This is a genomic window from Acidobacteriota bacterium (genome assembly GCA_022562055.1).
Taxonomy (GTDB): Bacteria; Actinomycetota; Acidimicrobiia; order Spongiisociales; family UBA5794; genus BMS3BBIN02.
The window spans coordinates 1-19,565 of the sequence record JADFQA010000028.1 but is presented as its reverse complement, the minus strand read 5'-3'; the positions used below and the strand labels follow the sequence as shown (position 1 = coordinate 19,565).

Sequence of the window (19,565 nt, the reverse complement as noted above, 5' to 3'; positions counted from 1 at the left end):
GTCTCGCCAAAGTAGAGTTCTCGCTGAGGCCGGTGCGCCACCAGCCGGGAAAGGACACATGAAGTTCGGCATCATTCTTGCAAACACAGGTCCCTATGCGGAACCTGCGGCGGCGATCAACATGGCCATAGCCGCCGAGGCGGCTGGCTTCGAGTCGGTGTGGACGGTGGAACACATTGTGTGGCCCGAAACCTACGCATCCACCTATCCCTATCACCCCAGCGGCAAGATGCCCGGTGACGCCACTATCCCCGATTCGCTTACATGGCTCACGTGGGTAGGGGCGCGGACGTCCACGCTCCGTCTTGGCACCGGGATTCTGCTTGTTCCCGAACGGAACCCATTGGTGCTCGCTAAGCAGGTCGCCACCCTCGATCACTTGTCTGGCGGACGTTTCGAACTCGGGATTGGTGTCGGCTGGTTGAAGGAGGAGTTCGAGGCACTTGGCATTCCGTTCGAACGCAGAGGGGCACGGACCGATGAATACATCGCCGCTATGCGTGTCTTGTGGGCAGGCGATGATTCATCCTTCAACGGCGAGTTCACGTCGTTCACCAATGTTACATCTCGTCCGCATCCTGTCACCGGATCCGTGCCGATCGTCGTAGGCGGCCACACCGATGTTGCTGCGCGGCGTGCCGGTCGCCTCGGTGACGGCTTCTTCCCCGGGAAAGGCACGCCCGACGACTTTGCGCGCCTGATGTCTGTCGCGCGCGAGTCTGCGGAACGAGCGGATCGCGACCCTGGGGCGATACAGATGTCACTTCCCATGCCACTGAGCCGAGATCCGAGACCAGGCATCGAGGCGCTTATCGAGATTGGCGCTGACCGCATCATGGTGCCTTCTTTCTACCTGTGGGGTGATGATCCCGCCGAAGCAGTCCCGGCGTTTGCCGAAAAGATCATCGCTGCGTATCTGTGACCTGACGGCGACGGGACACCCAGGGCTATCCTCCGAAGGCAGAAACGCCTGTCAACGCTTGACCAAGTATCAATGTGTGGATCTCGTGGGTCCCCTCGTAGGTGTAGACGGATTCCAGGTTGGCCATGTGGCGAAACACCGGGTATTCCGTTGTGATCCCGTTAGCTCCGAGGACACTCCGGGCCTCACGTGCGACCTTCAGCGCCATTGCAACGTTGTCTCTCTTCCCGAAAGAGACGTGCGCCGGATGGAGGGTGCCGGCGTCTTTCATCCTCCCGACGTGCATTGCCACGAGCATTCCTCGATTCACCGCGATCATCATGTCGACGAGCTTGTTTTGAACGAGTTGAAAGCTTGCAATCGGTTTGCCGAATTGCTCGCGCTCCATGCTGTAAACGAGGGCTGTTTCGTAACAGGTACGGGCGGCACCGACAGCGCCGAACAGAATGCCAAAACGGGCCTCGTCTAAACACGACAATGGCCCTCGTAGGCCTCGAACACCTGGCAATGCAGCACTGTCAGGGAGCCGTACGTTGTCAAGCACGAGCTCGGACGTGACCGAGACCCTGAGCGACATCTTGGTGTGTATGTCCGTACAAGAAAACCCCGCGGTGTCGGTCGGGACCACAAAGCCAGTGATTCCATCGTCGGTCTGTGCCCAGATGACGGCAACGTCTGCAGTGGAACCGTTGGTAATCCACATCTTGGTACCGTTAAGAATCCAGTCATGTCCATCTCGAACTGCCTTGGTCCGCATGCTCGATGGATCTGATCCTGAGTCGGGTTCTGTCAGGGCAAAACAGCCGACGGCGTCGCCTACCGCCATTGCAGGCAGCCACCGCTGCTTCTGTTCTTCGGATCCAAATTTCCAGATTGGAAACATGGCAAGCGATCCCTGCACAGACACAAACGAACGCACCCCGGTATCTCCAGCCTCCAGCTCAAGACATGCCAGGCCGTATTCAACAGCGCTCATTCCAGCACAACCGTAACCTTCGAGATGCATCCCCAAAAGACCTAGCTCCCCCATCTTTTTGCCTAGTGCCCCCGGAAATGTGCCCGCTTCGTACCAATCCGCAACGTGGGGTGTGACTTCTCGTGCCACGAACTCGCGCACCGTATCGCGCAGGATGGTCTCGTCGGCGCTCAGGATCGCATCCGTGTTGAGGAAGTCCTTGGGATTGACCCTGGGTTGCTTTGCGGGATTGGTATTCATGTGCGTCCTTGAATGCGGCGATCGTGTCGCTGACATCCCTTGTCGGCGCTACCAAGGTAGCGTACAGTGAAAGGCCCGCGCTCGAAATTCAGACGTCAGTCGAAGAATGCCTCCTGTCGAGACGGGCGTGACAACCTTTGGACTCCCGGATGCGCAAGGTCGTCCATCCAAGCCCAACTCTTGCGGTGAACGACCGATGGACCGTACCCGTGGAGGGCGCGCCGGTGATTCGGGCTCGGGTACCCCTTGCTACTAGCGAAGTCGTACTGCGGGTAGTACTTGTCAAGATCACGCAATATTCGGTCTCGCGTCACCTTTGCGACTACCGACGCTGCTGCGATCGACAGGCATCGGGCATCCCCCTTTACAAATAGATGCGTCTGCGGACCCGCAACGAAGTCCCAGTTGCCGTCAACGAGCGCATGATCGGGACGCTGCGGGAGGAGTGCCAACGCCCGCTTTGTCGCGAGGCGTTGTGCATCAGCCATTCCGAGTACGTCGCATTCCTTTGGGGATGCGTGCCCGACGGCCCAGCTGTCCGCCCATGCAACGATGCGTTCGTAGAGAGATTCTCGTTCTGCCTCTGAGAGCATTTTTGAGTCGCGGACTTTGTAGATGCGAGATTCACGGGGCGGCGCGACGACCGCAACCGTAAGTGGTCCCGCCCAAGACCCGCGGCCAACCTCGTCCACACCGATAAGAAATCTTGCACCTGCGTTCCAGAGCGCCCGCTCGTGTTCGAGAGATGGCGATGTGGTCCTGAGCGAAGGACGTAGGCGAGGCACTAGTTAAGAAGCGGGTCGGGTCCGTCCGACGCCTCGTAGCCGCATCGGGTTGCAACCCTCTCGTACAACGAATCCGGACTGTCTGTAAAGAAGTCGTCAATGGTCGCATCGACCACAAGCCACGACTCCATCCCGATCTCCCACTCGACCTGACCAGCATCCCAACCCGCGTAGCCGGCGTACACGCGAACCATCCCGGTGTCGGTTGCCCAAAGTTCGGATACGTCGACTATATCCACCCCGGCAACACTGTCGCCATCGGTGGCTGCAACACCGATAGCATTCTCGTACTGCACCGGTCCCCCGATGTAGACAGGCGAACGATCCTCGCTGGGGCCGAGGAGACGACCAAGGACTTCGTCTACAGCGACCAGCGACGGTCGATTGAGGATAAAACCGACGGTTCCATCGTCGGTGTGTTCGATGATGCCGATAACGCTGCGATCAAAGAAGCTGTGGCGCAAAAGGTCGGAAGCCAGGAGAAGCTTGCCCTCAAGCCAACCTTGTTGCGCGCGATCAAAACTCATACGTGGCCCCATCATACGCGACGAGAAACCCGTTCCGGATAGCATCGCGGGTGACGAGATGTTCCGAGGCGCCCAAGGAATTGCTGTGGTTGATATGAGTCAGCACGATTTGAGTGTCGAGCCCCGTAAAGAGCGCCACAGTGTCAGGGACCAAAGGATGAGGCATGTCTTCGATATTTCTGCCCGGCACCTCGTCCGCGGACGAAAACGATGCATCGAGAAACGCGATGTCGACGTTCGAAACGACGGATCGTGCTTGTGGCCACGCATCCCATCGATCAATGTCAGGTAAATAGAGAATCGACCCACCGGCGACCAGATTCTTGACGACGTAGCCCACCGTGTCGGTGAATTCTGCTCGGTGGGGAACGAGATGCGCAGTCACAGACAGGGTCTCGTCAAGTTGAGTCTCAACACCCGGTACCAACACGTTATACACGAGATGCTCGCGCACAAACAGTGTCTTCCATGGCTCGTTCCGGCTCAGGAACCGAAACATGGAGTGGGTCCCAAAACAGGCAACGCGATCGGTTGCGGCGACCTCGTTGCCAAAGTGCGCCAGACCGATGTAGTGGCCCATGTGGCCATGGGTCAGCAATACCCCGCTCAACGTATTCGGATCGAACGGCGATCCACGTGATTGCTTCACAATGTCCGGCGACGCGTCAAACAGGAACGTCGCCCCGCTTGGTGCCGTTACCAGCAGAGAAGATGCCGTACGCTGGACCGCTACCTCGGGTCCGCCAAATTGCGGGGCCCCACCGTCCTGCCCCGAACCGATAACGACCACGCGTCCAGTATCGGGAGCTTGGGTCAGTTCAGCCATCCCCATCGGCCGTGGGTTGATCCTCCGAGTCGCCGAGTAGGTCCGATTCGATCAGTTGGTGCCGGTTCACAAACGTCGATACGAACGCCTGCGCAGTGGCCGCGGCGGGTAACGCCATAAACGCACCGATTGGCCCGAGCAGCGAAGCCCCGACGATCGCCGAGCCGAACGCGATCGCGGGATGGAGTTCCATCGTTCGAGCTGTGATCTTGGGTGCCAGGATGTAGTTCTCGATCATCTGGTAGACGACCATGAACGCAAGAACTCCAAGAGCCTTTGACGGTGCCTCGAGCAACCCAATGAGAAGTGGAAACGTGCCTCCCAAATAGGTTCCGATGACCGGGATGAACTGCGACAGAATCCCGAACCAGAGCGCCAGGGCGAGCGCAAACGGAATTCCAAGGGCTGTGAACACCGCCCAAGCAAAGCCCGTCCCGACGAGGGCAAGCAACGCTCTCGAATAGAAGTAGGCGCCGGTCTTTTCGATAGCGATCTCAAGAACCCGTAGAACCTCAGCTTGTTGGTGCTGTGGCAGCAGGGACAGCAGCGCCCTGCGAACGCGTGGTGCGTCTGCCGTTAGGTAGAACGAGAACATGGCAATCGTGAGTGCCTGGAACAGCGTGTTGACTAGCTTTCCTCCCAGACCGACCAGGCTGCCGGCAACATCGCCCGCAAGCGACGTGACGTTCGCACCCAGAGCGTCGAGCGCAGTCTGCGTGCCAGTCTCGGCATCGAATCCGAATCGTTCAAGAAACGTGCCGATTTGCTCCGCGTACGAAGGCGCCTTGACGACGAGCGTCGCGGCCTGATCGACGATCAACGGGATCATCAATGCAACGAAGAAAGCGCCGGCAAAGAGTATGAGCAAAAAGAGGGCGCCCGTAGCCACACCTCGTCGCCATCCACGTTTCTCAAGAATCGTGACTCCCGGGTCCAACGCGATCGCCACGAACACCGATATCGCGATCTGGATCAGAAGACCGCGCAACTGCTTGGACACTTCGAACAGGGCGTAGACACCAATGAGTACACCGAGTAGTTTCCAACCCAAGCGCGTAAGCCACGGCGGCGGTGAGTCACCCCATGGGTGCGGTATCGATGAGGGCTGAGTCATGCGCTCATTACACTACCGGTCACGCCCACGCCCTGCAGAACTTACGGAGCAAAGAAGGAGGACAAGAGCTGTGACGGACGACACGCTAAGAGCGCTCCCCAAGACCGTGTTGCACGAACATCTCGACGGTAGCCTCCGAATCGATACGATCCTCGACCTGGCACAGCAGTTTGGCTACGAAGGACTCCCCGGTAGCGACAATGAATCGCTGGCCACACAGCTCCATATGGTGGGATCCGGATCGTTGCCACGGTATCTGCAGGCGTTCGACCACACGATTGCAGTGATGCAACACGAGGAGGCGTTGAATCGAGTGGCTTTTGAAAACCTCGAGGACCTGGCCAACGACGGTGTCGTATACGCCGAAATTCGGTTTGGCCCCTCGCTACACACTACCGGCGGGCTACCCCGAGATGCCGTCGTTGAAGCCGTGATCGATGGCTTCGCACGTGCCAAAAACGAATACGGCATCTCGTGGGGCATAATCATCAACGCGCTCCGTCAGGAACACGACTCCGAAGCGGTCGCTGCGGTAGCCATTAGATACTCACGCAAAGGTGTGGTCGGGTTCGACCTTTCCGGCCCAGAAGCCGGATACCCTGTCACCGACCACCTCGTTGCGTTGCGGCTCGCCAAACAACACGGTCTCGGCATCACGATCCATGCCGGCGAAGGTGACGGAGTTCACTCCATATGGAAGGCGGTAGCCCTCGGCAGTGCGCGGCGCATCGGTCATGGTGTCCGCATCGTCGAGGACTGCGTGATCGCGGATGGAGAGATCGTCGAACTCGGCAGTGTTGCGCAAATGATCCTTGACCACCGTATCGTGCTTGAAGTGTGCCCGACATCGAACCGCGACACGGCACTCGTCGAAAGTCCGGCTCACCATCCACTGGGAATGTTGTACCGGGCCGGTTTTGCGGTCACCCTGAGTGCCGACAACCGCCTGATGTCGAACATCACCCTCACCGACGAGTACATCAGCGCCGAACGAGAATTCGGATTTGATCAAGCGGTTTTCGATGAAATGAACCGCACCGCGCTGCACGCCGGCTTCGGCGACTGGACCGTTCGCAAAACCCTGATCGATACCCACTTTCCCGCGTAGTTTCGAGTCGGCCCACGAACTACTGCGATACGGTTGTCGCCCACCAACGATATGCTCTGCAACCCGGGTTGCAGAGCATATCGTTGGACGCTGCCAGAGGTTCTAGGGCACTCAGGATTCTGGCGCTAAACGAGCCCGTATACGGTGCTGGTTAGCGCACGAATCCTGGGACTACGTCGTCGACGTGACGAACTGTTCGGCCGCGGCGACAAGATCCGCAATCACACGGGCCTTGTCGACCTCGTTGTGGGTCTCGTGGGCCATGCCTTCGTACACCACTCTGCGCACCAGCGGATTCGTCTCGAGAATCTCGCTCACCTCGGTCGGTACGAGCGTGTCAAGCGAACCATGGAACACATAGGTTGGTACCGTCAGGTCCTCAATGCGTGTTCTTACCGCCACCATTGCGTCGAGCACGCCTACGCCCATACGAGCCGTCGACTTCGTCACGACAAGCGGGTCTGCGAAATACGCCTCTCCAACGCTTGGGTCGCCGCTGAGTTGAGAGCCCTTTATCGAAGTCGGAAGGCGAAAGCCGGGCGCAAACTTCGCGATCAGCCTGCCAACCGGCTCCAAGCCGGGCGCAAGTTTCGCACCCAAGGCCGGGGAGCTGAGGATGAGTCCGTCCGGCAGATTCTTGCCTTCCACTGCGTAGGAGAGCGAAATCAATCCGCCGAGCGAGTGGCCGTACATCACAACCGGGAGGCCCCGTTCACGAACCATGGTTATCATTTCACCGACGTCGCTGATGAAGGAACCAAAGTCCTTGACGTCGATCCGTGGGCCGCCCGACTCGCCGTGTCCGCGTAGATCGAAACCGACAAGCGTTATTCCGGCGGCAGTAAAGGCGTCAGCGACGTGGTTGTACCGTGACGTGTGCTCAGAGATTCCATGAACCAGCACCACGACTGCGTGGGCATTGTCCGCCTCCCAAGTCCTCACGACCAGCGAAACATCGTCGGCGGTTACGTGGGTCCTTGTGGTGCTAGACATGTTGCTCACTCCGATCCATCTTGCTCGCAGTGTAGGCAGCTCCCACGATGCCGGCATTGTTGAGAAGGGCCGCGGGAACCACCTCGGCACTGACATCTAAGAACTCGGCGATTTCGTCGAAACGCCTAGAGATGCCACCTCCAAGAACGATCCGCACGGGACTGAAGATGTCGCATACGTGCTGCAGATATTCATTTACGCGTGACGCCCACCAGTCGATCCGCATGTCCTCACGCTCTACCAAACGAGCAGCCGCGTAAGCCTCAGCGGTCATCCCGCGAAACTCCAACTGACCGAGTTCCAGGTTCGGAATCAGGTTCCCAGAGCGGAGCATTCCGCTCCCGATGCCGGTACCGAAGGTCAGCACAAGTACGGTGCCCGCGATGCCGTTTGCGGCCCCAAATACCGCCTCAGCAATAGCGGCGGCATCGGCGTCGTTAAGAACGCTTGCAGGGACACCTACACGCTCCGCGATCGCCGCTTCTAAGTTCACCCCAATCCACGCGTCCGCCACGTTGGCGGCGGTCAGGATCTTGCCATCGACGGTTATCCCGGGAAATGTGCACCCGACAGCACCTTGCCAGGAGAAGTGCGTGACAATGTCGCTAACGACGTCTAGAACCGCGTCGACGGAGGCAGGGTTCGGTGTCGCGATTCGCAACCTATCCGAAGTGAGTTCGCCGGAATCTGTGTCGACGAGCGCACCCTTCACGCCTGAACCGCCGATGTCAATGCCGAGATATATGCTCACTCAGTGCCTTTCATGTGCTGGTCTTCGTGCTGTCGGCATTGGCGTACCCAATCCTCGACGAATCCCGTCAATGCAGCAGCGTACTCTGGAACTTCAAACCCGGGTTCGGGCACAACTCGGACCACCCCCGGAAGGAAATTCGCCAGCCGCGCCGCTGGCGGCTCGACCACGAAGTCGCCGCGAATTCTCGCCCACGCCGAAGCCGGTATTGCGGTGCGAATCGAAAACCACGGACACACAGGCCGCCCCCAAGGTAGAGATATTCCTTTGTAGGCGGACAGGGCGCCCCCAAGCCGCTGTACTGCTCGACCATGGTCGCCTTGTGAGCCACGCAGCTCGAAGACTTCCGCTCGAACTGCCCGGATACTGCCTTGTCGGTCGCAGCGAACAATATCTACGGCAGCAACCGCGCTCCCCTCCCCGTCAAGCACACCAAACCAGTTTGGAGATTCGGCGACAGCAATGTCGATCGGGGCGTCGGCTGCCCAGACGCTGCGGCCGTCAATCATCAGCGCGTCTCGGCGATCAGTCGGGTCCCCGAGCCCGACGCCGAGCCCGACACGTGTTTCATCGATTTGGAGCTGCGCCGCGATCCGCTCGCGAACTGTCACCGCTTTATGAACGGTGGACTTACGACCTCCGCCGGGGTCCAAGTGCCGCGAAAGTCGATCTCAAGGTTGGTGATGTCGGCAGTCGTGTTGACATAGGCCATCCCGATCCCGTGGCCGAGCGTAGGGCTGATGTTTCCCGAGGTCACAACCCCCGTCCCCTGATCGCACCGAACCGCGAATCCATGACGCGGGGGTCGTCGGCCAGCGGTCGTGAATCCGATGAGCCTACGGTCGAGTCCGCGGGCGCGTTGTTCTGCAAGTGCGGCCTTCCCGACAAAATCGTGGTCCCAGTCAATGACCCATCCAAGTCCAGCCTCAAGGGGACTCGTGGATTCGTCCAAGTCTTGGCCCCACAACGGATATCCCATTTCGAGTCGTAGCGTGTCGCGTGCGCCGAGACCGCACGCGGTGGCTCCTGCTTCCATCAAGGCTTCCCACAACGCTTGCGCGGCGGCGTGCGTCACTGCGATTTCCGCGCCCCGCTCCCCTGTGTAACCCGTACCTCCGACCCAAAACTTCTCACCAGCTAATACGCCAGTCGACACACGAAACCTTGCGGCTCGCGTCCCGATGACAGACTCGATTACGTCAATGGCGGTGGGACCCTGCACGGCAATCAGCACTGTGCTGTCTCGGGGAGTACCGATCGTCACTGTTTTGGGAGCGTCCGCTGCAAAGCGATGCAACATCTCATCGACGTTGGCGCCGTTGGGAAGTACCCAGTACGAGTCTTCGTCGAAACGCCAGACAATGATGTCGTCTTCAATGCCGCCTGAATCGTTGAGCGCCATCGTGTACTGGGCACGGCCTGGAGCGACGTTTGCGATGTCGTTGCAGAGCTGGCGCCGAAGAACTTCGGTCGCACCTTCACCCTGAACTGAGAAACGTCCGAGATGAGACACATCGAAAGCACCACAGGTCTCGCGCACAGCGGCGTGTTCGCCGAGAACTCCGGCATACTGGAGAGGCATTTCCCAACCACCGAAATCCGTGAACCGCGCCCCAAGTGCCTCGTGAGTTGCGCGCAGGTGGGTCGTTTTCATCGCTGCATCTCCGTAGTTGGCTCAATGTACGCAACAGACGCTAGCGCGGAGCGCGAGACTGCTCTGCCTCGATGCGATCTGCGGCTAGGAGGAGCCGACAGACACCCTCGCAGGACCCGGCGTACGGGTCGGGATGACGGGCGACACCGACCCGGCCGGCTGCTCAAGTCCGTACTTCACGACGAGATGGAGGTAGTCGCGAAGATAGAATAGTTTGATGTCGATGTGCGGGTGCAGTGCACGAAGCAACCTCAACTTCCGGTTCTTTTTCGTCACGAGCTTCTGGCTCATCGTCGTGATCTCGATGTATCGGTCATCCTCGGGCAAATAGAAGTCGGGTCGAAAATAGCTTGTGGCTGCACCGTTCCCGTCGAACTCGACAGCAAATTCTCTGGGTTCATACATCCAAGGGATGTCGTAGAAGTCAAGTAGCAGGGCGAACTGTCGTTCGCTCTCGTGAGCAAAAGCTGTCGACATTGCTGGACCAGGCACATGTGTGAGGTCCGGCGCCATAACCTACGCTTCTTGGGCTAGCGAGGCGTCGGAGGAGTCAGCGTCCGGGAAGAGCTGGTGCATTTCTCCGATTAATTCTCGTTCGACAGGGCCGACGGCGATACCAAAAACACCTTGACCTCGTTTGAACACATCGACCACTTCCTCAGGACTCGCCGCTGCGTAGATCGTGGTTCCGTCACTCAGCAGCGTGACATCCGCCAGCGGAGAATCGCTCTCGAGCTGCTCACGAAGAATCTCGATTGCCTGACGGATTCGTTTCAGACTCATGCCTGCGTCAAGGAGTCGCCGAACGACTTTGAGCTGCACGATGTCGGAGAAGGAGTACAGCCGCTGCGAACCGGATCCAGTGGCGGGTTGCACGGATGGCCGAATCAGTTTTGTCCTCGCCCAGTAGTCCAGTTGTCGATAGGTGATGCCAACAAGGCTGCACACCTGCGGTGCGCGGAAACCGGTCTCTCGGATGTCAATGTTCATAGCGTCATCGTTCACGATGAGCCTCCTTCAGACTACTTGTAGCCTACATCGTTGTAATTCCGCCCGTCGAACTACGGCCGTGAAACTACTCGGCTATCAGCCGATGTCAACGACCAATTCTTGGCAGCACTTGAGCGGACAGCTCGGAATTACTCTTGTTCAGGAGGGCTATGGCTTTCACCGAAGTCGTCAGGAGTGAGATCGTCGAGGAACTCGCGGAAACGTTTGATCTCATCTTCCGCATCTTCGTCGTCGCTCCGAATCTCGATCCCTGCCTCGTCAAGGACAGCCTGGGCAACGGAGACCGAGGCGCCCATCCGAGTGGCCAGCGCAATTGCGTCCGAAGGCCGGGCAGATACGATAACCGTGTCCTCGCCCTCTTTCTCGAGATGCAATTCAGCAAAGAACGTGCCCGAATCGAGACCTGTGACAACGACTTCCGTGAGCGTGTACGACAGCTCGCGGATGACGGTGGACAGGAGATCGTGGGTCATCGGCCGCTGGGGCTCGACACCCTCCATTGCCAATGCGATGGCGGTTGCCTCGTTGGGCCCAATCCAAATCGGCAGGTGCCGGTTGCTGCCCTGCTCGCGCAGCAACATCACGGGGCTGTTCGTCGGTAACTCGATACGGATCCCGACGATTTCGACGGGGAGGAACACGCTCATGGTCAGAGCCTATCACCGCTTCTGCGAGACATCACCGTAGATCACGGTGTCGAGACCGACGGGATCGCTCAGCAGTGTCTGCACATCCGTCACCGCCCACAGATCGGGTGCGTTTGCGAACCGACCTTGCCACCCAATCCCATATCCGACGACAAGCTCGTCGGCCGCCGAATAGGCACTGTACCGAATCGGAACGTCAACAATTCGTCGGTGTTCTTTGTTGACAAACACACAACTTTCCAGTGACGCCGGTTGCCGCTGCGCGACAATTCGCTGCAACGTTCGCAATGTGAGTCCGGTGTCGACGACGTCATGAACGAGAATAACGTCCCGACCAGTAAGAGGGCTAGCAGTGTCCAAGCTGAGGGAGACACGACCCTCGAGCGAGTACGGCCGCAGGCCCAGAAAGTCAATGTCAGTGTCGATGCGCACCGCTCGTACGAGGTCCGCCAGGAACACGATCGCGCCCGGTAGTACACCTATCAGTACGGGGCGTTTATCGGCATACGTTGAAGCTATGTCCGCGGCCAACACTTTGACGCGATCAGCAATGTCGTCGCGTGTCGCCACGAGCTCACACGGAGTCGACATCTCTAGTCGTCCGCCCCACCCGCCGCCACCGGGATGTTCAAACGAATCCATGCTTCGATCTCATCCGCCAGGACGGAGTTCTGGAACCCATTGGGTGGGCCGGATGCACTCTGTAAGGGCGCAATACCGACGACTCTCGCGATGACATCTTCGGGTAGGCCAGGCGGATAGGTGAAATCGCCAGAACCGCCCTGCTCTGGCAACGCCAGGGCGAGCAGCCTTTCGCTTGGACCGAAGGTTTCGTACGCCCACCCCAGCAACTCGGTGGTGTCACTGAAGTGATCCTCAGAGCCCATTACGACGGTAACGATTTCGCGCCCGCCCGTTCTGGCGACGGTGACGAGGACCTTGTTTGCCTTGGAGGTGTAACCCGTTTTCAACCCAACGACGCCAGGATATGTACCAAGCAGCCTATTGGTCGCGACCGCAATACGCTCGTTACCCTCCGGATCGTCAGCGAATTGGACGATCCGCACTCGCGCAGCAGCGGCGATTGAGGGATATCCGATTGCGGCCTTTGCGATGACTGAGAGATCGTACGGTGTCGTGTAGTGCGCGTCGTCATCGAGGCCGTGGGAGTTTGTGAAGTGCGAGTTCTTGAGTCCGAGAGCCGAAGCCTCGGCATTCATCATGGCTGCAAACCTGTCGACACTGCCGCCCACGTGCTCTGCAAGGGCGACCGCTGCGTCGTTGCCAGAGCGAACGATCATTGCGATCAGCAAGTCACCAACCGTCCACCGCTCGCCTTGCACGACGCCGATTTCCGACTCTCCAACGTCCGCGGCCCTACTTGAGATCGTCACGATCTCGTCGGAGTCGGTGTTCTCAACAACAACAATCGCAGTCAGAATCTTCGTTACAGACGCCATCGGGCGAGGGGTGTCGATCTCCTTGCCTGCCAGGACAAGGCCCGACGCCGAGTCGACGACGATCCACGCTTCAGCAGGAACAGCGGGAGGTGGGCCAACACTCGGACCTGGGGTGATCAGTGGAGGCAACGGCGTCAGCAAGGGCAGCGCAATCGTGAATGACGCCGCCAGTTTCCTGATCACAGCGAGGCTCGCAGTGCGGCGCGAAGGCGAGCCTTGAGCACGCCCTCTTGGAGCTGTGATGCCGCGTGAGCCGTGTCTGCGAGAATATCGGTCGCACGTTGTCGGCTGTCGGGGTTCTTGTGTAAGAGCAACGGGCCGGCGAGCTGAATAATCACGTCGTACTCGCGGTCGGCGCCCAACTTGATCGAGCGTAGATGGCGAGTGTCGAGGCCTCGGTCGAGCAGACGTGCCGCGGCGTATCCAATGTTCCGATCGACATCGTCAAACAGCCATTGATTCCGCGTGGACATCCGCGGTAGAAGGATCCCGAGATCGATGAGCTCGGCGATCACCCCTGGGGCAAGTCCACACGCGGCGGCCAGCTCAGATGCGCTCAAGAATCCTGTCGGTTCCGCGAAGTAGATATCCGCGGGGGGCCCTGCTACAGCGGCAGGACCAGACTTCGCGCCAGCCTCCCACGCTTGTAACTTCGACTTAATCACCTTCAACGGCAAGAAGTGGTCCCGCTGTTCGCGCAGTACGTATTGAATGCGACGCAGGTCGTCATCGGTGAATTCTCGGTACCCAGACGCACTGCGTTTGGGCTGTACGAGTCCTTGGCTCTCCAGAAACCGGATTTTGGACACCGAAAGATCGGAGAACTCGTCCCGTAGGAACGTGATGACCTCCCCAATGCTTCGCGTCGACTTGGAAGCCTTAGACGTCGATCGAGCGAGACGCCCAGACTTAGCCATGGCCGACAGCCACGATGAAGTGGAATTTTCCAATCCACACTTCGTCGCCGGGCGCAAGGCTGGACTCTTCGACACGATTGCCGTTGAGGTAGGTGCCATTGAGTGAACCTAGGTCCTCGACACGCAGGGTATCTCCCGCAACGGTGAAGAGTGCATGTTTGCGTGAAACGCTGACGTCGCCCAGAAAGAGATCAGAATCCTCGCTTCGACCGACCTTTGTCTCGCCATCCGCGAGCACGTATGTCATCCCGGTACGTAGTCCGCGTTCAAACACAAGCGCGTACTTGAAAGCTCCCGTGATCTCTGAGCCACTTGGCTCGGTGCCGGTCTCCTCGGCCGGGTCAAAGTACACCGTTGGGTCGTGTTCGATAAACGGCCTGTCGGCGTTTTCCTCGTTATCTGGGGAAAGGCTCATACCCCATAATACCCCACATGTCTCAACAACCGGTTGAAGGTTTCGGACGGACAGTGACTACTCAGTGAATTCATGGTAGGCGGCCGGACTCATCAGCCCATCGAGCGCCGTGCCCTCGCGGATCGAGAACTCGATGAACCATCCGTCGCCGTACGGGTCCGAGTTGACGAGTTCGGGGGCGCCATCCAGTGCCTCATTCACCGCCGTTATCGTCGCATCGACAGGGACGTATACCTCGGAGACAGATTTAGTCGATTCAACCTCGCCAAAACTGTCTCCGGCGCTCAACGTTGTGCCCACTTCCGGCAAGTCGACAAACACGATGTCACCAAGGGCGTCCTGTGCGTAGTCGCTGATGCCGAGGCGGACCGTTCCGTCTGTCTGACGAAGCCACTCATGGTTTTGCGCGTATATGAGATCGTCTGGGATTTCCATGGCTTTCCTCCTCTGGACCTTTTCCTCGTTCGCTGGAGGCTACTAGGTCCGATCGCGCCTGGCGCGCACAACGGTCCGGGCGTCTCCGACGTACTGGAACGCAACAACGTAGTACGCAATCAAGCCGGGGACTCCAAGGCTGTACGCATAGACGTTCCACGCTGTGATCCCAGTGCCCACCGCCACATAGAAGCCCGGAATCGCCGCGTACAGCAGCGCCGTGGCGATTTTTCCGAGGTGGCGAACCTCAAGCTTGTCTCGCGCTCGAACACCGACGACGAGCGCTCCAACTGCGATCGCTAACTCGCGGACAATGATGGCAACCGCAAACCAAGTCGGAAGCACGTCGGCGATCAGCCCACCGATGACGGCGGCAGCCACCGCGAGTCTGTCGGCGAGTGGATCAAGGAACTCGCCCAGCTTGCTGACCTGATTGAGACGGCGCGCCAGATATCCATCGATCCAGTCAGTTCCCCCAATGAAGCCGAGAAGGAGACCCGCCGCGGTGTAGTCCTGCGCAGAAAACACCAGCCACAGGAACCACGGGATGAGCAGTAGTCGGGCAAACGAAATCGCGTTTGGGACTGTCCACACGGCGGCTATTCCCCCTGGACGATCCGGAACGTGATCCGGGTCAGCTCCTCGTCGTCGTATCGCACCACGAAAGCGTATCCCATCGGTTTTGGAAACCTGACGTTGTAAAACGGCGTGACGATGGGCACGTAACTTGGCGAACCGGGCGGCAGCGTCGGCGGCGCGCCGACACGGAGACGCCCCTGAGCGGCAACTTGCATCTCTTGTCCGTCCTCGTCAATGAGGACCACCGCAATGTCCAGCTCGCGGTGACGCTCATCGGGTTGTACTTCGGCGATCAACGCAACTGTGATTGCACGGTGCACCACCGGGAACCGACGCGCCGAAATCGTGTCAAACCCGCCACCCATGACGAACAGCTTTCCTCCCTGCACCTGAGCTGCATCGGCCAACATGGCTGTAGTGATTTTCATGTTGTGTCACTCTCAGTTTCCACGACATGGACACGATTGTCACCGTCTTTGAACCGTAGGGACATCGTACCCCAATGCGTCGCCTCGCCGGGTGTCACCGTGACAAAGCGAACCGGACGTTCGTCTGGCTCAATCGTGTCACTCCAAGAACGGGCCCGCATATGCACATGATCGATTCCGCAATTCTCATGGAAGGCAGCCTAGCGTCGCGGTCCGTGACTTCATGTGAAGGAGCATCGACACCATTGCAGGCCGGTGTCATCTTCAATCCGTCCGCCAGCTATCCATCCCTTGCTCAACATATGGCTTGTCGGGGTCTACGCTTCCTCCGATGTCTGTGTCTTTTCGCCTAATGACCGCCAACCTTTTTGATGGGAACGTCGACCCCGATTCGTTGGCGCGTGTGCTCGGCGAGGTGGAACCCGACATCATGGTTTGTCAAGAACTTGCCACCAACGCCGCCGAGGTGATCGCCGATCACTTTCCTCACCACGACCTGCACCCAGCGGGTGGTTACCAGGGTAGAGGGATTGCATCTCGCTTCGATTTTCTCGCGGGAGTGCTTTGGCTGCCAACCCGTCGGGCGTCGCTGGCAACGTTCGCACCGGATGTCCATCCCGCAATCCCCGACGGCCTTCATGTGATCGGTACCCACCTCGTCAATCCAATCGACCGGCCCTTGCGCCTCAGCGCAAAGATCCGCCATGAACAGGTCACGGGCATCCTTGAGCACGTAAGAATGGCTGAAGGCCCTGTTGTGGTTGCGGGTGATCTGAACGCCACTCCCCTGTACCGTTCATATCGACGCCTCGCCGGCGCCATGACCGATATGCCGAAGTCGGCAGGTCCGGTACGCACCTGGTCACCGTGGCCGAAATTCCCCCGGCTACTGCGCATCGACCATATTTTTTCAGAAGGCCTCGTCTGCACCGCTATCCGCAGAGTCGATGTCGAAGGAGGCGACCACAGCCTCCTCGTCATCGATCTCCGATCGCTGACGTAACTATTGATCGCGAATTAGGGCCTATCACGATTCGGGTTCCGGATGTACGCTCGTAGTAGAGCAGCGAAAGGTGGTTTTGATGAATCAATCCGATCTCCTTCTGTTACCTAAATCCGTTCGAAAGTTCCGACCACTGTGCCCCGGATGCACGCTCGGTCGAGCAGCAAGCATCGATGCAAGACCATGCAGTTTCTACGACTGCCCCGGACTCCCCGCAGAACTCGAAGTCACGTGTGACAAATGCATGTTCGATTTCGTCGCAGACGACGGCCAGCCGGCGTGTGACCACGACGTCTGCGAAACGGCGCTCCGACTCAAGAGCAACGTGCCCACGTATCTCGCATGGATCGAGATTCTCAGAGCAGAACAACACCCGGCGACGCAATCCGGGGTGTAGACCACCTACCCGTCCACTGAGGAACGGGTAGGCCGAAAGTCGTCGGGCTGGCCGGATTTGAACCGGCGACCCCTTGGCCCCCAGCCAAAAACACCCCGTATTCGGTGGGTTCGTGTCGTCGCTCCTGATGGCCCCTGATACGGTGAATCGTCAATGAAACCGGGGGTTTACAGCGGGTTATGGCCTCTGACCTGGGGAAACGCGAAACCGCCGGAAACAGGATTTCTCGAAGGTTTCGTTGCCTACTCGTTGCCTACGGCCCGATTTCGTCCAGGGCCGCAGCGTACAACTCCACCGCCTCGCGGTGCATGCCAGGGGTCACCGCTTGGTACAGGCTCAACGTCACCTCGACCGAACTATGGCCGAGCATTTCCGACACTACTTTCATGCCTATACCGTTCGCTAGCGCGAAACTCGCGGCGCTGTGTCTCAAGCCGTGCAGCGGGATCGGTGGCAACCCTGCCTTCTCCGCGATGCGCCGGAACCGACGCGAGAAGTAGTCGGGGCGCACGGGCGTACCGTCCTCGCGGGTGAAAAGGAAACCGGAGTCTGTCCAGCCGCTCCCCCACGCCAAACGATCTTCGAGCTGCCGTTTACGCCACGCGCGTAACAAGGTGACGGTTCGTTGGTCGAGCTCGATCATGCGCACCGACCCCGGGGTTTTCGGTTCCGATAATTGTGGCGAACCGCCGACCATGATCCACGACCTCCGCACCGACAGCCTTCCCGTTGCTAGGTCCGCATCGCCCCAAAGCAACCCGAGAACCTCGCCGCGGCGCATCCCGGTCACCCCAGCGACCCGATACGCTGCCCCTAAGCGGTCCCCAGCGGCCGCATGAAGAAATGTTCGCATTTGGCCTGCCGTCCAGGTCTTGTCGAGCGGGTTGTGCTTAGACGGCGACTGAGGCCGTGCAACCAGCGCGTCGAGCGGGTTTCGTACAAGCACCCGGCGGATTACGGCATCTGCAAGCGCTCGATGCAACGTGACGTGCAACCAACGTACCGATTTTGCGCTCAAGCCACCTCGACCGTCCACCCTACCGCTACGGCGCTTGCCCGCGTAGAACTTTTCGACATCGTCAGCGGTCAGCTCGTCGAGGCGTATGTGACCGAGGCCGGGGATAAGGTGCCGGGCAAGCGCCGTTTTGTACCACGACTCGGTACTCGGACGTAGCGCCCCGACTGTCACCTGGTAGTCGAGCGTCTCGACCCACTTCTCCAACCACGTTTCCACTGTCATCTGCTTCGAGTCGGCCCGCTCGCCGCGTCTCGACGCCGTCCGCGTCGAATCGAGCCACCCCTGCGCCGCCTCGCGTTTATCGAACGTTCTGGTTCGAGTTTTCCAAACCCCCGCAATCTTGAGCCTCGCGACCGCTTTGTAGCGACCCCCGGCGGTCCGCCGAATCATGGGCCCGCGGCGGGCATTCGTTCCTCGTTGCCTCATTTCTCGTTATCCTTTCGCTTCGTTCAATAGGCGCTCGCCTTTTGCCGTGAGCCCCCAGCTTGGCCCTGGCTTACGTCGCACAATGCCCCTACGTCGAGCCTCGTATAACCAGTCTCTGATCTGCTCCGGCTTAATCGTCTCCCCCCGCGATGTGGCGCGTTGGTCCGCTAGCGCGACGTTCGGCTTCCGGCTCCCCTCCCTTACGAGTGCCGCATGAGCCGCGCCGATCTCGGCGTAGAACTCGTCGGGCTTCCCCGGACGACCTGCCCTCTTCGTGTGTGCATCACCAGCGATCACCTGCAGCGAATATCCTCGACGGCCAAGAACCTCCCCGGCTTGTGCCCCTGACGCGTCCGCCGTCCATCGCCACACGCTCAGTGCTTCCCTCCGAGCCTCGTCCGGTTTCAGTCCCCGGATCATCCGCGACTTGATGCCCCCTCGCGGAACATCGGCGATGGGTGGCCCGGGCTCCCGGTCAGTCTTCGCCGTGTCGTAGTAGTGCGATACGGTGCCGGGCAAGACCCGCATCTCGCAGACTGTCGGCTCACCGGACACATTCCGAATCCGATAGGCGACGCACCACTCAGAATCAATCTCGCCAAAGATCCACTGCTGATGTTGCCCATCACGGTCCTTTAGCTGAAGGTTGGAATAGTTCGTTTCGCTTGCCATACCAACACGGTACCAGCCGAGTGCCTCGATCGCAACGGCATGACACCCTATCGCCTATCGGAAATAAGTGACACGCGTAGTCAATATCCCGATGAAGTGTCACACTGTCGCCACAACGCCTCGACGAAGGGACAACAGCATGCTCGAAACCGCACTCAAAAACGCGGATGCCCGGCGAAGACTTCCGGCACCGGCGAGAAGGCGCGCATTACGCGAGCAGGCGGGGAGGAACACGGCCTAAATCGCAACGGCACACGGCGT

25 protein-coding genes are annotated in these 19,565 nt (G+C 59.3%); 4 read left to right on the top strand and 21 right to left on the bottom strand.

Annotated features, from left to right (window positions below; genetic code table 11):
- Nucleotides 1-58: 58 nt before the first annotated feature.
- Nucleotides 59-922 carry an LLM class F420-dependent oxidoreductase gene (locus IIC71_10640; protein MCH7669635.1) on the top strand — a complete coding sequence of 288 codons (864 nt, stop codon included), beginning with the start codon at nt 59-61 and terminating at the stop codon, nt 920-922.
- 25 nt (nt 923-947) lie between these two features.
- Here the strand turns inward: IIC71_10640 and IIC71_10635 are convergent, their stop codons facing one another.
- From IIC71_10635 to IIC71_10615, 5 genes are all read right to left on the bottom strand, one after another.
- A complete protein-coding gene (locus IIC71_10635) occupies nt 948-2,138 on the bottom strand; it encodes an acyl-CoA dehydrogenase family protein (protein MCH7669634.1) in 1,191 nt (396 codons plus the stop codon).
- A 95-nt stretch (nt 2,139-2,233) separates the two neighbouring features.
- Nucleotides 2,234-2,923 carry a ribonuclease HII gene (locus IIC71_10630; protein ID MCH7669633.1) on the bottom strand — a complete coding sequence of 230 codons (690 nt, stop codon included), beginning with the start codon at nt 2,921-2,923 and terminating at the stop codon, nt 2,234-2,236.
- Nucleotides 2,923-3,450 (bottom strand): YqgE/AlgH family protein, encoded by a 528-nt coding sequence (locus IIC71_10625; GenBank protein ID MCH7669632.1) that lies wholly within the window; start codon nt 3,448-3,450, stop codon nt 2,923-2,925. The genes IIC71_10630 and IIC71_10625 overlap by 1 nt, the downstream gene beginning before the upstream one ends.
- Nucleotides 3,440-4,276, bottom strand: coding sequence for an MBL fold metallo-hydrolase (locus IIC71_10620; protein ID MCH7669631.1), 837 nt, complete (start codon nt 4,274-4,276; stop codon nt 3,440-3,442). Before IIC71_10620 ends, IIC71_10625 begins: the two co-directional genes overlap by 11 nt.
- Nucleotides 4,269-5,390, bottom strand: coding sequence for an AI-2E family transporter (locus tag IIC71_10615; GenBank protein ID MCH7669630.1), 1,122 nt, complete (start codon nt 5,388-5,390; stop codon nt 4,269-4,271). The genes IIC71_10620 and IIC71_10615 overlap by 8 nt, the downstream gene beginning before the upstream one ends.
- Nucleotides 5,391-5,460: 70 nt before the next feature.
- Here IIC71_10615 and add point away from each other — a divergent pair, with 70 nt between their 5' ends.
- Nucleotides 5,461-6,498, top strand: coding sequence for an adenosine deaminase (add, locus tag IIC71_10610; GenBank protein ID MCH7669629.1), 1,038 nt, complete (start codon nt 5,461-5,463; stop codon nt 6,496-6,498).
- A 171-nt stretch (nt 6,499-6,669) separates the two neighbouring features.
- Here add and IIC71_10605 read toward each other — a convergent pair whose 3' ends face one another.
- The 14 genes from IIC71_10605 to IIC71_10540 all read right to left on the bottom strand — a co-directional run bounded on the left by IIC71_10605 (nt 6,670) and on the right by IIC71_10540 (nt 15,788).
- On the bottom strand, nt 6,670-7,491 hold the full coding sequence (locus IIC71_10605) for an alpha/beta hydrolase (protein ID MCH7669628.1): 822 nt from the start codon (nt 7,489-7,491) through the stop codon (nt 6,670-6,672).
- On the bottom strand, nt 7,484-8,242 hold the full coding sequence (locus tag IIC71_10600; protein ID MCH7669627.1) for an ROK family protein: 759 nt from the start codon (nt 8,240-8,242) through the stop codon (nt 7,484-7,486). Before IIC71_10600 ends, IIC71_10605 begins: the two co-directional genes overlap by 8 nt.
- Nucleotides 8,239-8,853, bottom strand: a complete 615-nt coding sequence (locus tag IIC71_10595) for a hypothetical protein (GenBank protein ID MCH7669626.1) — start codon at nt 8,851-8,853, stop codon at nt 8,239-8,241. The genes IIC71_10600 and IIC71_10595 overlap by 4 nt, the downstream gene beginning before the upstream one ends.
- Nucleotides 8,850-9,896, bottom strand: a complete 1,047-nt coding sequence (gene gcvT / locus IIC71_10590) for a glycine cleavage system aminomethyltransferase GcvT (GenBank protein ID MCH7669625.1) — start codon at nt 9,894-9,896, stop codon at nt 8,850-8,852. The genes IIC71_10595 and gcvT overlap by 4 nt, the downstream gene beginning before the upstream one ends.
- An 84-nt stretch (nt 9,897-9,980) precedes the next feature.
- Nucleotides 9,981-10,373 (bottom strand): hypothetical protein, encoded by a 393-nt coding sequence (locus tag IIC71_10585; GenBank protein ID MCH7669624.1) that lies wholly within the window; start codon nt 10,371-10,373, stop codon nt 9,981-9,983.
- Nucleotides 10,374-10,412: 39 nt separating this feature from the next.
- Nucleotides 10,413-10,886 carry a MerR family transcriptional regulator gene (locus IIC71_10580; protein ID MCH7669623.1) on the bottom strand — a complete coding sequence of 158 codons (474 nt, stop codon included), beginning with the start codon at nt 10,884-10,886 and terminating at the stop codon, nt 10,413-10,415.
- Between the two features lie 149 nt (nt 10,887-11,035).
- Nucleotides 11,036-11,554: a bifunctional nuclease family protein gene (locus IIC71_10575; protein ID MCH7669622.1), complete on the bottom strand. Its 519-nt coding sequence runs from the start codon at nt 11,552-11,554 to the stop codon at nt 11,036-11,038.
- Between the two features lie 12 nt (nt 11,555-11,566).
- A complete protein-coding gene (locus tag IIC71_10570; GenBank protein ID MCH7669621.1) occupies nt 11,567-12,196 on the bottom strand; it encodes a hypoxanthine phosphoribosyltransferase in 630 nt (209 codons plus the stop codon).
- Nucleotides 12,148-13,197 (bottom strand): D-alanyl-D-alanine carboxypeptidase, encoded by a 1,050-nt coding sequence (locus tag IIC71_10565; protein ID MCH7669620.1) that lies wholly within the window; start codon nt 13,195-13,197, stop codon nt 12,148-12,150. Before IIC71_10565 ends, IIC71_10570 begins: the two co-directional genes overlap by 49 nt.
- Nucleotides 13,194-13,931, bottom strand: coding sequence for a MerR family transcriptional regulator (locus tag IIC71_10560; protein MCH7669619.1), 738 nt, complete (start codon nt 13,929-13,931; stop codon nt 13,194-13,196). The genes IIC71_10565 and IIC71_10560 overlap by 4 nt, the downstream gene beginning before the upstream one ends.
- Nucleotides 13,924-14,346 (bottom strand): FHA domain-containing protein, encoded by a 423-nt coding sequence (locus IIC71_10555; GenBank protein MCH7669618.1) that lies wholly within the window; start codon nt 14,344-14,346, stop codon nt 13,924-13,926. Before IIC71_10555 ends, IIC71_10560 begins: the two co-directional genes overlap by 8 nt.
- Before the next feature lie 57 nt (nt 14,347-14,403).
- Nucleotides 14,404-14,781: a glycine cleavage system protein GcvH gene (gcvH, locus tag IIC71_10550; protein ID MCH7669617.1), complete on the bottom strand. Its 378-nt coding sequence runs from the start codon at nt 14,779-14,781 to the stop codon at nt 14,404-14,406.
- Nucleotides 14,782-14,823: 42 nt separating this feature from the next.
- On the bottom strand, nt 14,824-15,375 hold the full coding sequence (locus IIC71_10545) for a CDP-alcohol phosphatidyltransferase family protein (GenBank protein MCH7669616.1): 552 nt from the start codon (nt 15,373-15,375) through the stop codon (nt 14,824-14,826).
- Nucleotides 15,376-15,380: 5 nt separating this feature from the next.
- Nucleotides 15,381-15,788 (bottom strand): hypothetical protein, encoded by a 408-nt coding sequence (locus IIC71_10540; GenBank protein MCH7669615.1) that lies wholly within the window; start codon nt 15,786-15,788, stop codon nt 15,381-15,383.
- Nucleotides 15,789-16,119: 331 nt separating this feature from the next.
- Between IIC71_10540 and IIC71_10535 the strand changes: the two genes are divergently transcribed.
- The gene (locus IIC71_10535; protein MCH7669614.1) at nt 16,120-16,791 is read left to right on the top strand and encodes an endonuclease/exonuclease/phosphatase family protein; all 672 of its coding nucleotides are present in this window, start codon (nt 16,120-16,122) and stop codon (nt 16,789-16,791) included.
- A 79-nt stretch (nt 16,792-16,870) separates the two neighbouring features.
- Nucleotides 16,871-17,188, top strand: a complete 318-nt coding sequence (locus tag IIC71_10530) for a hypothetical protein (GenBank protein MCH7669613.1) — start codon at nt 16,871-16,873, stop codon at nt 17,186-17,188.
- A gap of 253 nt (nt 17,189-17,441) precedes the next feature.
- Here IIC71_10530 and IIC71_10525 read toward each other — a convergent pair whose 3' ends face one another.
- Both IIC71_10525 and IIC71_10520 read right to left on the bottom strand, forming a co-directional pair.
- The gene (locus tag IIC71_10525; GenBank protein ID MCH7669612.1) at nt 17,442-18,632 is read right to left on the bottom strand and encodes a site-specific integrase; all 1,191 of its coding nucleotides are present in this window, start codon (nt 18,630-18,632) and stop codon (nt 17,442-17,444) included.
- 6 nt (nt 18,633-18,638) lie between these two features.
- Nucleotides 18,639-19,304, bottom strand: coding sequence for a hypothetical protein (locus IIC71_10520; GenBank protein MCH7669611.1), 666 nt, complete (start codon nt 19,302-19,304; stop codon nt 18,639-18,641).
- Nucleotides 19,305-19,565 lie beyond the last annotated feature (261 nt).

Coding starts and splice junctions, on each gene's coding strand:
- IIC71_10570 (MCH7669621.1), bottom strand. CDS start 12,196: ATGGATTCGTTTGAACATCCCGGTGGCGGCGGGTGGGGCGGACGACTA.
- IIC71_10535 (MCH7669614.1), top strand. CDS start 16,120: ATGTCTGTGTCTTTTCGCCTAATGACCGCCAACCTTTTTGATGGGAAC.
- IIC71_10520 (MCH7669611.1), bottom strand. CDS start 19,304: ATGGCAAGCGAAACGAACTATTCCAACCTTCAGCTAAAGGACCGTGAT.
- IIC71_10615 (MCH7669630.1), bottom strand. CDS start 5,390: ATGACTCAGCCCTCATCGATACCGCACCCATGGGGTGACTCACCGCCG.
- gcvT (MCH7669625.1), bottom strand. CDS start 9,896: ATGAAAACGACCCACCTGCGCGCAACTCACGAGGCACTTGGGGCGCGG.
- IIC71_10625 (MCH7669632.1), bottom strand. CDS start 3,450: ATGAGTTTTGATCGCGCGCAACAAGGTTGGCTTGAGGGCAAGCTTCTC.
- IIC71_10555 (MCH7669618.1), bottom strand. CDS start 14,346: ATGAGCCTTTCCCCAGATAACGAGGAAAACGCCGACAGGCCGTTTATC.
- IIC71_10540 (MCH7669615.1), bottom strand. CDS start 15,788: ATGAAAATCACTACAGCCATGTTGGCCGATGCAGCTCAGGTGCAGGGA.
- IIC71_10575 (MCH7669622.1), bottom strand. CDS start 11,554: ATGAGCGTGTTCCTCCCCGTCGAAATCGTCGGGATCCGTATCGAGTTA.
- gcvH (MCH7669617.1), bottom strand. CDS start 14,781: ATGGAAATCCCAGACGATCTCATATACGCGCAAAACCATGAGTGGCTT.
- IIC71_10585 (MCH7669624.1), bottom strand. CDS start 10,373: ATGTCGACAGCTTTTGCTCACGAGAGCGAACGACAGTTCGCCCTGCTA.
- IIC71_10580 (MCH7669623.1), bottom strand. CDS start 10,886: ATGAACATTGACATCCGAGAGACCGGTTTCCGCGCACCGCAGGTGTGC.
- IIC71_10605 (MCH7669628.1), bottom strand. CDS start 7,491: ATGTCTAGCACCACAAGGACCCACGTAACCGCCGACGATGTTTCGCTG.
- IIC71_10635 (MCH7669634.1), bottom strand. CDS start 2,138: ATGAATACCAATCCCGCAAAGCAACCCAGGGTCAATCCCAAGGACTTC.
- IIC71_10560 (MCH7669619.1), bottom strand. CDS start 13,931: ATGGCTAAGTCTGGGCGTCTCGCTCGATCGACGTCTAAGGCTTCCAAG.
- IIC71_10525 (MCH7669612.1), bottom strand. CDS start 18,632: ATGAGGCAACGAGGAACGAATGCCCGCCGCGGGCCCATGATTCGGCGG.
- IIC71_10640 (MCH7669635.1), top strand. CDS start 59: ATGAAGTTCGGCATCATTCTTGCAAACACAGGTCCCTATGCGGAACCT.
- IIC71_10620 (MCH7669631.1), bottom strand. CDS start 4,276: ATGGCTGAACTGACCCAAGCTCCCGATACTGGACGCGTGGTCGTTATC.
- IIC71_10530 (MCH7669613.1), top strand. CDS start 16,871: ATGAATCAATCCGATCTCCTTCTGTTACCTAAATCCGTTCGAAAGTTC.